16 protein-coding genes are annotated in these 14,436 nt (G+C 53.6%); 9 read left to right on the top strand and 7 right to left on the bottom strand.

Annotated features, from left to right (window positions below):
* Positions 1-94: 94 nt before the first annotated feature.
* The 3 genes from sdaA to pabB all read right to left on the bottom strand — a co-directional run bounded on the left by sdaA (position 95) and on the right by pabB (position 3,586).
* Entirely contained in the window at positions 95-1,459 is a 1,365-nt protein-coding gene (gene sdaA / locus FDX01_RS14330; protein ID WP_115258245.1) for an L-serine ammonia-lyase, read from the bottom strand.
* Between the two features lie 183 nt (positions 1,460-1,642).
* A complete protein-coding gene (locus FDX01_RS14325; RefSeq protein WP_115258246.1) occupies positions 1,643-2,221 on the bottom strand; it encodes a CoA pyrophosphatase in 579 nt (192 codons plus the stop codon).
* Between the two features lie 3 nt (positions 2,222-2,224).
* The gene (gene pabB / locus FDX01_RS14320) at positions 2,225-3,586 is read right to left on the bottom strand and encodes an aminodeoxychorismate synthase component 1 (RefSeq protein ID WP_170974777.1); all 1,362 of its coding nucleotides are present in this window, start codon (positions 3,584-3,586) and stop codon (positions 2,225-2,227) included.
* A gap of 83 nt (positions 3,587-3,669) precedes the next feature.
* Here pabB and FDX01_RS14315 point away from each other — a divergent pair, with 83 nt between their 5' ends.
* Complete coding sequence (locus FDX01_RS14315) at positions 3,670-3,855, top strand: YoaH family protein (protein ID WP_096756717.1); 186 nt, start codon at positions 3,670-3,672, stop codon at positions 3,853-3,855.
* Between the two features lie 6 nt (positions 3,856-3,861).
* Here FDX01_RS14315 and FDX01_RS14310 read toward each other — a convergent pair whose 3' ends face one another.
* The gene (locus tag FDX01_RS14310) at positions 3,862-4,206 is read right to left on the bottom strand and encodes a RidA family protein (protein ID WP_096756718.1); all 345 of its coding nucleotides are present in this window, start codon (positions 4,204-4,206) and stop codon (positions 3,862-3,864) included.
* A 142-nt stretch (positions 4,207-4,348) separates the two neighbouring features.
* On the opposite strand from FDX01_RS14310, the gene FDX01_RS14305 reads away from it, so the two are divergent.
* The 5 genes from FDX01_RS14305 (at position 4,349) to rnd (ending at position 10,793) form a co-directional block, all read left to right on the top strand.
* Positions 4,349-6,259, top strand: coding sequence for an ATP-dependent DNA helicase (locus FDX01_RS14305; protein WP_096756719.1), 1,911 nt, complete (start codon positions 4,349-4,351; stop codon positions 6,257-6,259).
* A 58-nt stretch (positions 6,260-6,317) separates the two neighbouring features.
* Positions 6,318-7,013 carry a tRNA (adenosine(37)-N6)-threonylcarbamoyltransferase complex dimerization subunit type 1 TsaB gene (gene tsaB, locus FDX01_RS14300; protein ID WP_137399980.1) on the top strand — a complete coding sequence of 232 codons (696 nt, stop codon included), beginning with the start codon at positions 6,318-6,320 and terminating at the stop codon, positions 7,011-7,013.
* Positions 7,014-7,118: 105 nt separating this feature from the next.
* Entirely contained in the window at positions 7,119-7,703 is a 585-nt protein-coding gene (locus FDX01_RS14295) for a Slp family lipoprotein (RefSeq protein WP_096756721.1), read from the top strand.
* Positions 7,704-7,907: 204 nt separating this feature from the next.
* Positions 7,908-9,593 (top strand): long-chain-fatty-acid--CoA ligase FadD, encoded by a 1,686-nt coding sequence (fadD, locus tag FDX01_RS14290; protein ID WP_135911878.1) that lies wholly within the window; start codon positions 7,908-7,910, stop codon positions 9,591-9,593.
* A gap of 84 nt (positions 9,594-9,677) precedes the next feature.
* Entirely contained in the window at positions 9,678-10,793 is a 1,116-nt protein-coding gene (gene rnd, locus FDX01_RS14285) for a ribonuclease D (protein WP_137362925.1), read from the top strand.
* Positions 10,794-10,927: 134 nt separating this feature from the next.
* Here the strand turns inward: rnd and minE are convergent, their stop codons facing one another.
* The 3 genes from minE to minC are packed head-to-tail and all read right to left on the bottom strand — an operon-like array spanning position 10,928 to position 12,741.
* Complete coding sequence (gene minE / locus FDX01_RS14280; protein ID WP_003833739.1) at positions 10,928-11,194, bottom strand: cell division topological specificity factor MinE; 267 nt, start codon at positions 11,192-11,194, stop codon at positions 10,928-10,930.
* Positions 11,195-11,197: 3 nt separating this feature from the next.
* Complete coding sequence (gene minD / locus FDX01_RS14275; protein ID WP_096756725.1) at positions 11,198-12,010, bottom strand: septum site-determining protein MinD; 813 nt, start codon at positions 12,008-12,010, stop codon at positions 11,198-11,200.
* A gap of 23 nt (positions 12,011-12,033) precedes the next feature.
* Complete coding sequence (gene minC, locus FDX01_RS14270; RefSeq protein ID WP_096756726.1) at positions 12,034-12,741, bottom strand: septum site-determining protein MinC; 708 nt, start codon at positions 12,739-12,741, stop codon at positions 12,034-12,036.
* 126 nt (positions 12,742-12,867) lie between these two features.
* Between minC and FDX01_RS14265 the strand changes: the two genes are divergently transcribed.
* From FDX01_RS14265 to FDX01_RS14255, 3 genes are all read left to right on the top strand, one after another.
* A complete protein-coding gene (locus FDX01_RS14265) occupies positions 12,868-13,161 on the top strand; it encodes a YcgL domain-containing protein (RefSeq protein ID WP_096756727.1) in 294 nt (97 codons plus the stop codon).
* Positions 13,162-13,230: 69 nt separating this feature from the next.
* Positions 13,231-13,890, top strand: coding sequence for a fumarylacetoacetate hydrolase family protein (locus FDX01_RS14260; RefSeq protein ID WP_096756728.1), 660 nt, complete (start codon positions 13,231-13,233; stop codon positions 13,888-13,890).
* Between the two features lie 92 nt (positions 13,891-13,982).
* A complete protein-coding gene (locus FDX01_RS14255; RefSeq protein ID WP_196209307.1) occupies positions 13,983-14,429 on the top strand; it encodes a YcgN family cysteine cluster protein in 447 nt (148 codons plus the stop codon).
* The last annotated feature ends 7 nt before the right edge of the window (positions 14,430-14,436 follow it).

The raw sequence follows: 14,436 nt of genomic DNA, 5'->3' as shown, positions 1-14,436 counted from the left end.
ACAGCAACAGAGCAAGTGTAGTGGGGAAAATTACCGTAGACGAGGGAGGGGAAGCAAATTCGCCCATCCGTCGCAGATGGGCGAAAATTAAGTATTAGTCACACTGAACTTTGATCGCCAGGCCACCGCGGGAGGTTTCGCGGTATTTGGCGTTCATGTCCTTGCCGGTTTCGTACATGGTCTCGATGACTTTATCCAGTGAGACGCGCGGGGCGCTGGTACGACGCATGGCCATACGTGCCGCGTTGATCGCCTTCACGGAAGCAATGGCGTTACGCTCAATGCACGGCACCTGGACCTGTCCGGCAACCGGATCGCAGGTTAAGCCGAGGTTGTGTTCCATACCGATTTCGGCAGCCACACATACCTGCTCCGGGCTCGCACCCAGTAACTCTGCCAGACCTGCTGCGGCCATAGAACATGCTACACCGACTTCGCCCTGGCAGCCCACTTCTGCGCCAGAGATAGAGGCATTCATTTTGTACAGCGCGCCAATTGCACCGGCCGCCAGGAAATAGCGGGTATAGATATCCGGGCTGACGGGCTCAATGAAGTGATCGTAATAAGCCAGAACCGCAGGCACGATGCCGCAAGCACCGTTGGTCGGCGCTGTCACAACGCGACCACCCGCGGCGTTCTCTTCGTTTACGGCCAGCGCAAACATGTTCACCCAGTCGATCACGTTCATCGGATCGTTGGAGAGTTTGTCGCTGGAGACCAGCATACGACGCAGGGCAGAGGCACGACGAGGCACGCGCAGCGGCCCCGGCAGAATGCCTTCGGTGTTCATCCCACGATCGATACAGGCCTGCATGGTTTGCCAGACGTTACCAAAATACTCTTCAATTTCTTTTTTGCTGTGCAGCGCAAGTTCGTTCTGCATCACCATGCCAGAGAGCGACAGACCGGTGCTGTTGCAGTACTCCAGCATTTCAGCGGCAGATTTGAACGGATAAGGTACGCTGACCTCATTCGCCGCGTCCTGACCAAAGTGTTCTTCATCAACGATGAAACCACCGCCAATGGAATAATATGTTTTGCTGTAAACAACGGTGTCACCGTTGTAGGCATGAATTTGCATACCGTTTTCATGCAGCGACAGGTTGCTGTTGCGAAAACGCATGCCGTCGTTTTGCGGGAAGTCGACTTCGTGTTGACCCTGCGCAAGCAGCAGGCGTCCACGCGTTTCTACATCGCGGATAAATCCGGGAATGCTGTCGATGTCCACGGTCGCAGGCTCATAGCCTGCCAGACCCATAATAATGGCGATATCGGTGTGGTGACCTTTACCCGTGAGCGACAGTGAACCATACACGTCGACGGCAACACGAGTAACGCTGTCCAGTAATCCTTTTTCGACCAGGTCATCGACGAACTGTTTACCCGCCTTCATAGGTCCTACGGTATGGGAAGATGAGGGACCGATCCCCACCTTAAACATGTCGAATAGACTAATCACGATAATACTCCTACAGGGCGACTGGGCTTTCCAGTAACGATGTTATAACTGCGCATAGTGTAAGAGGGAACGCGGCGATCGGCTTAACTATTCACATGAATTAAACTAATAGATAACCGCGGTTTTACTAATGTTGTGACCGGCGTTTCAGGTTGTGTCTGCGGTGCGTAAAGATAAGTATAGTCAGGGCTTCACGCCAATTTGCAGCGCCAGCTCACGAATTATCCCGGCGGTCATTCCCCAGACGAAATAATGCTCATACCAGGAAAGCCAGACGCGATGCGAGTCACCCCGGCGGTAGATATCTAAGGGGTGATAACGACCCAGATGCAACGCCTGCGCCAGCGGCATTTCGAATACTGCAGAGACTTCATCTTCGCTTGCACGATAAGGCAGATTAGGCGGGATAATACCCACCACTGGCGTGACCTGAAAACCGGTGACGCTATCTACCGGCGGCAGGACGCCAATCACCTCAACGCACGAAGGGGGAATGGCCACTTCCTCCTCGGCTTCTCGCAGCGCGGCGGCAATCAGCGACGCGTCGCTGCTGTCTACAGCTCCGCCCGGGAAGGCAACCTGTCCGGCGTGTTTACGCAAATGCACCGAGCGTTGGGTTAACAGCAATCCCGGCTGTGGGCGGCGAACGACCGGGATCAGCACGGCGGCCTGGCGCTGGTTTAACGCTTCATGATTGACCTGCGGGCGCAGGAGAAGAAAGCGCGATAAAAAGTCATCAAGCGTCAGGCTGCTGTTTTCCACGGTTCAGTTCTCCAGTTGATGCAAAATACGGTTCACTTTATCAAACGTTTCCTGATATTCCGCGTCTTCCTGACTGTCCGCAACAACTCCACCGCCAGCCGAACAGTAAAGCTGTCCGTCGGTGGCCGTCAGGGTGCGGATGGTAATACTGGTATCCATATTGCCGCAAAAGCTCAGATAGCCGACGCTGCCGCACCAGGCGTTACGTCTGTGTGGTTCCAGTTCGTCAATAATTTCCATCGCCCGCACCTTTGGCGCGCCGGTAATGGAACCACCAGGGAAGGCGGCGCGCAGCAGATCCGTGGCGTGCAGCGATTCCGGCAAACGCGCCGTAATGGTGCTGACCAGATGGTGCACGGCAGGGAAGGGCTCGACAACAAACAGTTCGGGAACCTTGACTGAACCCGGCACGGCAACGCGACCAATGTCGTTACGCATCAGATCCACGATCATCAGGTTTTCAGCACGATCTTTAGGTGAGTTTGCCAGTCTTTGCGCCTGCTGACGATCGGCATCTGGCGAGTCCAGTCGCGGCAGGGTGCCCTTGATGGGGCGCGTCTGGATCTGCCGATTTTCCAACTGAATAAACCGCTCTGGCGACAGGCTGAGGATTGCGCCTTCCTCAAGGCGGATAAATGCACTGAACGGGGCGCGGTTGGCCTGGTTGAGTCGCTCAAAGGCGAGCCACTCATCCCCCTGATACTGCGCCTGAAAACGCTGGGCAAGGTTGACCTGATAGCAGTCCCCGCTGTGCAGATAGCGCTGTACCTGGCGAAACTTTTCGCCGTACTGCGCGCGGCTCATATTGGATTGCCACGCTGACGTTAACATAAAAGGCTCACGTGTTGGCGCGCGCTGGCTTTCCAGCCAGTGGCGGCGGGCCTGCACATCACCGTGGCTGAGCAGCGACACGGTTTGCCGCTGGTGGTCGACAATCAGTGCCCAATCGTAAATGCCAACCGCCATATCCGGCAGGGTGATATCACGTTCAGCGACATTTGGCAGCGCTTCGAAGCGTCGGCCCAAATCGTAGCCAAACAGGCCCAGCGCCCCTCCCTGGAAGGGAAGAACGGGATTATAATCGGGCCGTATTGCCAGTGAAGTTAGCGCCGAGCGTAACACCGTCATCGGGTCATCAGGCGTGTGCGTGATTCCGTCTTTGTCATGCACTGCGGTGTCTGCATCTCGTGTGACCAGCGTCATCACAGGATCGGCGACCAGAATATCAAAGCGATTATGCGGGTGGTCGGCGTGCCCCGAATGTAGCAGCATCGCCCACGGCAGATGGCTTAAGGTCGAGAAATAGCGTTCAGCGGCGTCCTGACGCCAGGGTAATGTAATTACTGCGGGAGATAACGTTTTCATCAGTCCTGACTCGTTACTACTTTACTGGCTTACTGCCCGGTAGCATGGGATAATTAGCGCAGACAATCTAGCAGGAGTTAACAATGTTTGCAGGTTTACCTTCACTCAGTCATGAACAGCAGCAAAAAGCAGTCGAGCGTATTCACGAACTGATGTCACAGGGGATGAGCAGCGGCGAAGCGATCACTCAGGTCGCGGCTGAAATTCGCGCCACTCATACCGGCGAACGGATCGTGGCGCGTTTTGAAGACGAGGACGAAGACGAGTAACGCTCGTTACACTGCGGCGATAATCTTGATCTCGACTTTGTATTTCGGGTTCATCAACCCGGCCTGTACGGTACAACGCACGGGCGCGTGACCGGCAACGACCCACGCGTCCCAGGCTTTGTTCATGGCGGCGAAGTCGCTTTTGTCCGTCAGGAAAATGGTCGCGTCAAGAATACGTGACTTGTTGCTGCCCTGTTTTTCCAGTACCGCATCAATTTGTGCCAGCGTGTTGGCCGTTTGTTCAAACGCGTCAGCATCCAGGTTTTCCGGTACGCCGGTGTAATACAACGTGTTGTTGTGAATCACCACGTCTGACCAACGATCCTCGGCATCAATGCGCACGATAGTCATAAATTATTCCTCATTTACGTTTTTATTTAATCGGTTTCTGTTGGCGACAAGACTGCCATAATGTTGTGCCCTCGTCACCTCTTCAACTGGCGAAAGACCCGCTGGCCTGACATAATCCCTGTTCAAATGAACAGGGGGTAGTGTGACGGACGATTTTGCAGCAGACGGTCAATTGGCTAAAGCGATACCGGGTTTTAAACCGCGTGAACCACAGCGACAGATGGCCGTCGCCGTCTCGCATGCCATTGAAAAATCACAGCCGCTTGTCGTCGAAGCCGGGACCGGGACCGGGAAAACTTACGCCTACCTTGCGCCTGCACTGCGCGCCGGTAAGAAAGTGATCATTTCTACCGGATCGAAAGCGCTGCAGGATCAACTCTACAGCCGCGATCTCCCTACCGTGGCAAAAGCGCTGAAATTTACCGGCAAACTGGCGTTGCTGAAAGGGCGCTCTAACTACCTGTGTCTGGAACGCCTTGAACAACAGGCGCTGGCGGGCGGTGACTTGCCGGTGCAAACCTTAAGCGACGTGATCCTGCTGCGCTCGTGGTCGAATCAAACCGTTGATGGCGATATCAGCACCTGCGTCAGCGTGGCGGAAGACTCGCACGCATGGCCGCTGGTGACCAGTACCAACGACAACTGTCTGGGCAGCGACTGCCCACTGTATAAAGACTGTTTTGTCGTTAAAGCGCGTAAAAAAGCCATGGATGCCGATGTGGTGGTAGTTAACCATCATCTGTTTCTCGCTGATATGGTGGTGAAAGAGAGCGGGTTCGGGGAGCTGATCCCGGAGGCAGACGTGATGATCTTCGATGAAGCCCATCAGCTACCGGATATCGCCAGCCAGTATTTTGGTCAGTCGCTTTCCAGTCGGCAACTGCTCGATCTGGCCAAAGACATTACCATTGCCTATCGCACCGAGCTAAAAGATACCCAGCAACTACAAAAGTGCGCTGACCGTCTGGCGCAAAGCGCGCAGGATTTCCGCCTGCAGCTGGGCGAGCCGGGCTATCGCGGTAACCTGCGTGAATTGCTGGCCGATCAGCGCGTCCAGCGGGCATTTCTGCTGCTCGATGACACGCTGGAACTGTGCTACGACGTAGCGAAGCTGTCGCTCGGACGTTCGGCGCTGCTGGATGCCGCGTTCGAGCGCGCCACGCTGTATCGCGCCCGCTTGAAACGCCTGAAGGAGATCAACCAACCGGGATTCAGCTACTGGTATGAATGCACTTCACGGCATTTTACGCTGGCGCTGACGCCACTCACCGTAGCGGATAAATTCAAAGAGGTGATGGACCAAAAACCGGGCTGCTGGATTTTTACTTCCGCTACGCTGTCGGTCAACGACGATCTCCGCCACTTTACCGCGCGACTGGGTATTGAACAGGCTGAATCAATGTTGTTGCCGAGCCCCTTTGACTACACGCGACAGGCGCTGCTGTGCGTGCCGCGCAATCTTCCGCAAACTAACCAGCCGGGGGCGGCGCGTCAGCTGGCCGCCATGTTGCGCCCCATTATTGAAGCTAACAATGGGCGCTGCTTTATGCTGTGTACCTCGCACGCAATGATGCGCGACCTGGCGGAACAGTTTCGTGCCACCATGACGCTCCCGGTCCTGCTACAGGGAGAAACCAGCAAAGGGCAGCTATTGCAGCAGTTTGTCAGTGCGGGCAATGCCCTGCTGGTGGCGACCAGCAGCTTCTGGGAAGGTGTGGACGTACGAGGTGACACGCTATCGCTGGTTATTATCGACAAGCTGCCGTTTACCTCGCCGGACGATCCGCTGTTAAAAGCGCGGATGGAAGACTGCCGGCTGCGCGGCGGCGATCCGTTTGACGAAGTCCAGCTCCCGGATGCCGTGATCACGCTTAAGCAGGGGGTGGGGCGCTTGATTCGTGACGCTGACGATCGCGGCGTCCTGGTGATTTGTGATAACCGGCTGGTCATGCGACCTTACGGTGCGACATTCCTGGCCAGCCTGCCACCGGCACCCCGCACGCGTGACATTGCCCGCGCGGTTCGCTTTCTTGCCATACCAACGACTGAGTAATTTGTTACAGACTGTGCTAAGATACGCGCCAAATTTATTGATCTGATCACGAAGACCCATGCGAATTCTGGCTATCGATACCGCCACAGAGGCGTGCTCTGTCGCCCTGTGGAATGACGGTAATATCACATCTCATTTCGAGCTTTGCCCTCGAGAGCATACCCAACGCATCCTGCCGCTGGTTCAGGATATCCTGACTGTTGGCAATGTCACATTAACGGATATCGACGCTCTGGCGTTTGGCCGAGGTCCCGGTAGTTTCACCGGCGTGCGTATTGGTATTGGTATTGCTCAGGGGTTGGCGTTAGGGGCGAACTTGCCAATGATCGGCGTGTCCACGCTGGCAACTATGGCGCAGGGGGCCTGGCGCAAAAACGGCGCAACGCGCGTGCTGGCCGCAATTGATGCGCGCATGGGTGAAGTCTACTGGGCCGAATACCAGCGTGATGAGAACGGTATCTGGCACGGCGAAGACACCGAAGCGGTATTAACTCCGGAACAGGTTCATGAGCGACTGCTGCAGCTTTCCGGTGATTGGGTAACGGTCGGCACGGGCTGGCCTGCATGGCCTGAACTCGGTAAAGACAGTGGCCTGATGCTGCGCGATGGCGACGTTTTGCTTCCGGCTGCTGAAGATATGTTGCCTCTCGCCACCCAACTGTTCGCCTCTGGAAAGACGGTAGCGGTTGAACATGCTGAACCGGTTTATTTACGTAACACCGTGGCGTGGAAGAAACTTCCCGGAAAAGAATGAATCTTAGTAGTACATCCCCCGATGCTTTCAAATGGGCTCAACGCGATGAATGCGCAGCAGTTTGAAACTCACCGGGGACAGGCGCTGAGATAAGGGAGTCGCAACATGGCGGTTCAAAAATGGGTATTAAAAGGCGTGTTGACGGGCGCATTGGCGTTCATGCTAAGCGGTTGCGTTACCATTCCTGATGCGATTAAAGGTTCAAGCCCAACGCCGCAACAGGATCTGGTACGGGTCATGAATGCGCCGCAACTGTACGTCGGACAGGAAGCTCGCTTTGGCGGCAAAGTGGTGGACATTCAGAATCAGCAGGGGAAATCCCGACTGGAAATTGCCACCGTGCCTCTCGACAGCGGCGCGCGTCCGATTCTGGGTGAAGCCTCACGCGGGCGTATTTATGCCGATGTTAATGGCTTTCTCGATCCGGTGGATTTCCGCGGACAACTGGTCACCGTCGTAGGGCCTATTAGCGGCACGGTGGACGGTAAAATTGGCAGTACGCCGTATAAGTTCATGCTGATGCAGGTAACCGGTTATAAACGCTGGCATATTACTCAGCAGATCGTGATGCCTCCGCAGCCCATCGATCCCTGGTTCTACGGTGCGCGTGGCTGGCCATACGGCGGCTACGGCGGATGGGGATGGTACAATCCAGGTCCGGCACAGGTTCAGACGATAGTTACAGAATAACTCTTTGATTTATGTATAAAAGAAGCAGCGGCGCGTCCGCTGTTTCTGCATTTATGTGGCTATAAGAAAAATAAATAGTGACGTGCTTCGCAACCTTGTCGTTGTGTAATAAACAAACTGGTACGCTGAGTTAATATTATGTTAACAGTTTGTTTATTGTCTGGGGTTGTGATGACGACGAATACGCATTTTAGAGGTGATGTATTGAAAAAGGTTTGGCTTAACCGTTATCCCGCAGGTGTTCCCGCGGAGATCAATCCTGACCGTTATCAATCCCTGGTGGAACTGTTTGAACATTCAGTCAGGCGCTATGCCGATCAGCCCGCGTTTGTGAATATGGGGGAGGTGATGACCTTCCGCAAACTCGAAGAGCGTAGCCGCGCATTTGCGGCATATTTGCAAGAAGGGCTGGGGCTGAAAAAGGGCGATCGTGTCGCACTGATGATGCCGAACCTGCTGCAGTATCCGGTGGCGCTGTTTGGCATTCTGCGTGCCGGCATGATTGTGGTAAACGTGAACCCATTGTACACACCGCGTGAACTGGAGCATCAGCTTAATGACAGCGGCGCGGCAGCGATTGTGATCGTGTCCAACTTTGCCCACACGCTGGAGAAAGTGGTCGATAAAACATCGGTTCAGCACGTGATCCTGACGCGAATGGGCGATCAACTATCAACCGCCAAAGGAACGCTGGTTAACTTTGTTGTGAAGTACATCAAGCGGCTGGTACCGAAATATCACCTGCCTGATGCCATCTCGTTTCGCAGTGCGTTACAAAACGGGTATCGCATGCAGTATGTGAAACCTGAAGTGGTCTCTGAAGATCTGGCCTTCCTGCAATACACCGGGGGGACAACCGGTGTGGCAAAAGGTGCAATGCTCACCCACCGCAATATGCTGGCGAACCTCGAGCAGGTCCATGCTACTTACGGTCCGTTGCTGCATCCGGGTAAAGAACTGGTGATCACCGCGCTACCGCTGTATCACATTTTTGCTTTAACGATGAACTGCCTGCTGTTTATTGAGCTTGGCGGTCAAAACGTACTGATCACTAACCCACGTGATATTCCGGGCCTGGTAAAAGAGCTGGCGAAATACCCGTTTACCGCCATGACCGGCGTCAATACGCTGTTCAACGCCTTGTTGAATAACAAAGACTTCCAGCAACTGGATTTCTCGTCGCTGCATCTTTCTGCGGGGGGCGGTATGCCCGTCCAGCAGGCGGTTGCAGAACGTTGGGTGAAGCTGACCGGCCAATATCTGCTGGAAGGCTATGGCCTGACCGAGTGTTCGCCGCTGGTGAGCGTCAATCCGCATGATATCGACTATCACAGCGGCAGTATTGGCCTGCCAGTTCCCTCCACTGAGGTTAAGCTGGTGGATGATGACGATAACGAAGTCCCGCCGGGCGAGCCGGGTGAACTGTGCGTGAAAGGCCCGCAGGTGATGCTGGGTTACTGGCAGCGCCCGGATGCGACCGATGAAATTGTTAAAGATGGTTGGCTGCACACCGGGGATATTGCGGTGATGGACGACGAAGGCTTCCTGCGTATCGTCGATCGCAAAAAAGATATGATCCTGGTCTCCGGTTTTAACGTTTATCCGAACGAAATTGAAGACGTGGTGATGCAACATCCTGGCGTTCAGGAAGTAGCCGCGGTGGGCGTGCCCTCGGGCAGCAGCGGTGAAGCGGTGAAGATTTTTGTCGTGAAGAAAGACGCGTCACTCACCGATGAAGCGCTGATTACGTTCTGCCGCCGTCAGTTGACCGGCTACAAGGTCCCGAAGCTGGTGGAATTCCGTGATGAGTTACCAAAATCTAACGTCGGCAAAATTTTGCGACGAGAATTGCGTGACGAAGCCCGTAGCAAAGTGGACAATAAAGGCTGAGCGTTAAGTCAGTCATCAGAAAGCGCCGGTTAATCCGGCGTTTTTTTTGGCGCAAACCTGAGAGAGCACGATTTGAATTACCAAATGATTACCACGGACGACGCGTTGGCCACGCTGTGCGAAGCCGTTCGTGAGTTTCCGGCGATTGCCCTGGATACTGAATTTGTTCGCACGCGTACCTATTATCCGCAGCTGGGACTCATTCAGCTGTTTGACGGCAAACACGTTGCTCTGATTGATCCGCTGGGGATCACCGACTGGTCGCCGCTGCGCGACATTTTACGCGACACCACGATAACCAAATTCCTGCACGCGGGAAGTGAAGACCTGGAAGTGTTTCTCAACACCTTTGGCGAACTTCCGCAGCCGCTGATTGATACGCAAATTCTGGCCGCGTTTTGCGGTCGCCCGCTGTCTTGGGGATTTGCCGCGATGGTGGAAGAGTTTACGGGGGTGGCGCTGGACAAAAGCGAATCCCGTACGGACTGGCTGGCCCGACCGCTGACTGAGCGTCAGTGTGAGTATGCTGCCGCGGACGTCTGGTATTTATTACCGATCACCGCAAAACTGATGGCTGAAACCGATGCCTCTGGCTGGCTACCGGCCGCGCTGGATGAGTGTCGTTTAATGCAGCAGCGTCGCCAGGAAGTACTGGCGCCTGAGGACGCGTGGCGTGACATTACCAACGCCTGGCAGCTGCGTACCCGTCAGCTTGCCTGCCTGCAACTGCTGGCTGACTGGCGACTGCGTAAAGCGCGTGAACGCGATCTGGCGGTGAATTTCGTGGTACGCGAAGAGCACCTGTGGTCAGTGGCGCGCTATATGCCGGGTAGTCTGGGTGAGCTGGACAGCCTCGGTCTTTCCGGGAGCGAAATTCGCTTCCATGGCAAGACACTGATTTCATTGGTAGAAAAAGCGCAGGCCCTGCCGGAAGCATCGTTGCCTGAACCACTGCTGAACCTGATGGATATGCCGGGCTACCGTAAAGCCTTCAAAGCCATTAAGGCGTTGGTGGCTGACGTGAGCGCGGAACACAATCTCAGCGTGGAGCTGCTGGCCTCCCGCCGTCAGATAAATCAGTTGCTTAACTGGCACTGGAAATTAAAGCCGAAGTCTTCCTTGCCGGAGCTTATTTCCGGCTGGCGTGGCGAGCTGATGGCCGAGCGACTTAACGCCCTGTTGCTGGAATATCCACAATAAGCGAGTGTCTGGTGGTTATTCTGGAACCCTATCTACTGTTTACTCGGTAATAACGCTATTCAGGACGGGTCACTGAAAATAAAAAAGGCAGAATATTCTGCCTTTTTTCGACCACAACTTTTTTACCCAAGCGCTTATTTCGACTCTTCTGCTTCTGGTAATGTCACGTTAAGTTCGAGGATAGAAATATCGCCGTCTTTTTGTTCAAGTTGTACAGTGACCATCTCTGGATCGATTTGTACATACTTACAGATAACGTCGAGAATGTCTTTCCTCAACTGCGGTAAATAATGCGGTTCGGCGTCACTACGACGACGTTCCGCAACAATGATCTGCAGTCGCTCTTTAGCGATGTTTGCTGTGCTCTTTTTCCGCGAGAGAAAAAAATCCAGTAATGCCATAACTTATCCTCCGAACAGGCGTTTGAGGAAACCTTTCTTCTCTTCTTCAACGAAGCGGAAAGGACGTTCTTCTCCCAACAGACGGTCTACGGTATCTGCATAAGCTTTGCCAGCATCCGCATTGATGTCGAGGATCACCGGCTCACCCTGGTTAGATGCGCGCAGGACTGACTGATCTTCCGGAATCACACCAACCAGTTTGATGCGCAGAATTTCCAGTACGTCTTCCATGCTGAGCATGTCGCCTCTGTTTACGCGGCCAGGGTTGTAGCGCGTAAGCAGCAGATGCTCTTTAATCGGATCTTCACCATTTTCCGCGCGACGAGATTTCGACGCCAGAATGCCCAGAATACGGTCAGAGTCACGTACTGAAGACACTTCCGGGTTGGTGGTAATAATCGCTTCATCGGCAAAATACAGTGCCATTAGCGCACCGGTTTCAATACCGGCCGGGGAGTCGCAGACGATGAAGTCGAAGTCCATCGATTTCAGATCATCCAGAACTTTTGCGACGCCTTCACGCGTCAGCGCGTCTTTATCGCGAGTCTGTGAGGCCGGAAGAATAAAGAGATTTTCAGTACGCTTATCTTTGATTAACGCCTGATTTAACGACGCATCGCCCTGAATAACGTTGACGAAGTCGTAAACGACGCGGCGTTCGCAACCCATGATTAAATCGAGGTTACGCAGGCCGATATCAAAATCAATAACGACAGTTTTCTTTCCCTTCTGGGCCAAACCTGTAGCGATGGCCGCGCTGGAGGTGGTTTTGCCAACGCCCCCTTTACCCGAAGTAACAACAATAATGCGTGCCATAGAAATTCCTTGTTAAAAAGGGATCAATTCAACGGTTGAACTGTCAAAGCGTTCTCTGCTAATTGCAGACGCGCCGCTTTGCCATAAAATTCTGCTGGGATTTTATCACTCAGCCAATAAACACCTGCGATAGACACCAGTTCTGCCGTCAGGTGGGTACAAAAAATCTGTGCTTCTCGATCGCCGCTTGCACCCGCCAGTGCACGGCCTCTCATCATGCCATAAACGTGAATATTGCCGTCAGCGATGAGTTCTGCGCCCGCGCTGACGTGGTTTGTAACAATCAGATCACATTGTGGTGCATAAATGCGCTGACCGGAACGAACCGGGACATTTATTAATCGTGTTTTTGTGATGGGAGTAACGTTTTGTACCGGCGCGGCAGGTGCGGGTTCAGCAATGGGGGCAGGGCGCAGCGCTTTTTCTTTACCTTCAGTCAGTAAAGGCAGGCCCATTTCGTCGATCTCTGCTTTGAGTCTGGCATCTTTGCAGCCGCTAACGCCGATAATGCGCAGACCGGTAGATGCGACAACTTTCTGCAGCGTTGGCCAGTTTACCGGGCTTTCAAGGCCACTGACGTTGATCACCACGGGAGCATGTTTTAAAAAAGCAGGAGCCTGCGCGATTTTGTCTTCCAACGCCTGACGAATAACCTCGGGTTCTGACTCGTGCAAGTGAACCACAGATAAGGTGAAGCTACTGCCTTTAAGCTCGATTGGCGTGTTTGACATCCTGGCCTTACTCAATTTGCTATTTATCATCCCCAGCGCGGGGTGATATTCCGAAGACTATAAGGCATGTTATAGTCAGTATTATATTGAGGCAAGCCACCATTCCGTGAATTCAGAGTAAAAGATATGTTTTGTGTGATCTACCGAAGCAGCAAACGTGACCAGACCTATTTATATGTCGAAAAAAAAGACGATTTCTCTCGCGTTCCTGAAGAACTGATGAAAGGTTTTGGTCAGCCGAAACTGGCAATGATTTTACCACTTGATGGTCGCAAGAAACTGGTGAACGCTGACCTTGAAAAAGTAAAACAGGCGTTAACCGAGCAGGGCTATTATTTACAAATCCCGCCACCGCCAGAAGATTTACTCAAACAGCATCTGTCTGTGGCAAAACAAAATATACCAGACGCTAAAGGTTAAACTGTATCCGGCAGCCGCATGTCCCGTCGATGCAGTTCCTGAAATCGAAGACGACGTTAGGGGAAAGTCATGTATCAACATCACAACTGGCATGGTGCTCTGCTGGATTACCCAGTGAGTAAAGTGGTTTGCGTGGGCAGTAATTACGCAAAGCACATTAAGGAGATGGGCAGCGCAACGCCAGATGAACCCGTGCTGTTTATCAAACCGGAAACGGCATTGTGCGACCTGCGCCAACCGCTGGTTATCCCGGCGGATATGGGGGCGGTGCACCACGAAGTTGAGCTGGCGGTGCTGATTGGCGCGACCCTGCGCCAGGCAACGGAAGATCATGTGCGTAAAGCCATTGCCGGTTATGGCGTGGCGCTGGATCTGACCCTGCGCGATATTCAGGGCAAAATGAAGAAAGCGGGGCAGCCGTGGGAAAAAGCGAAGGGATTTGATAATTCCTGTCCGCTGTCGGGCTTCATTCCGGTATCGGAGTTTAACGGCGATCCGCAAAATACGCTGCTCAGTCTGACGGTAAACGGTGAAACACGTCAGCACGGTTCTACGGCGGACATGATCCATCACATTATTCCGTTGATTGCCTACATGAGTCGTTTCTTCACCCTCAAAGCGGGGGATGTGGTATTGACAGGAACGCCAGAAGGCGTAGGGCCGTTACACAGTGGTGATGAGCTGGCGATCGGTTTTCACGGTCAAACGCTGACGACGAGAGTACTGTAATCTCTTCTTGCCGCCTTTTCGGGCGGCAAAACTTGCATCAACGTGCCAGACTGGTTATAAGGTGCAGCTTTATTGCAATAGCGGATACCCTGATGAGCGACATACCTTTCTGGCAAAGCAAAACCCTGGATGAAATGACCGATGCCGAGTGGGAGTCATTATGCGACGGATGTGGTCAATGCTGCCTGCATAAGCTGATGGATGAAGATACCGACGAAATCTATTTTACCAACGTCGCCTGTAAGCAGCTCAATATCAAAACCTGCCAGTGCCGTAACTACGAACGTCGTTTCGAATACGAGCCTGATTGCATCAAGCTGACGCGTGACAATTTGCCAACTTTTGAATGGCTACCGATGACCTGCGCGTATCGTCTGCTTGCGGAAGGGAAAGGGCTGCCGGATTGGCACCCGCTACTGACTGGCTCGAAAGCCGCGATGCACGGTGAGCGTATTTCAGTCCGTCATATTGCGGTGAAAGAATCAGAAGTACACGACTGGCAGGATCACATTTTGAACAAACCTTCATGGGCGGACTGAGCCGCCC

Origin of the sequence: Citrobacter sp. wls613, assembly GCF_005281195.1 — a bacterium.
Taxonomy (GTDB): domain Bacteria; phylum Pseudomonadota; class Gammaproteobacteria; order Enterobacterales; family Enterobacteriaceae; genus Citrobacter; species Citrobacter gillenii.
This window is presented reverse-complemented; position numbering and strand designations above follow the sequence as displayed.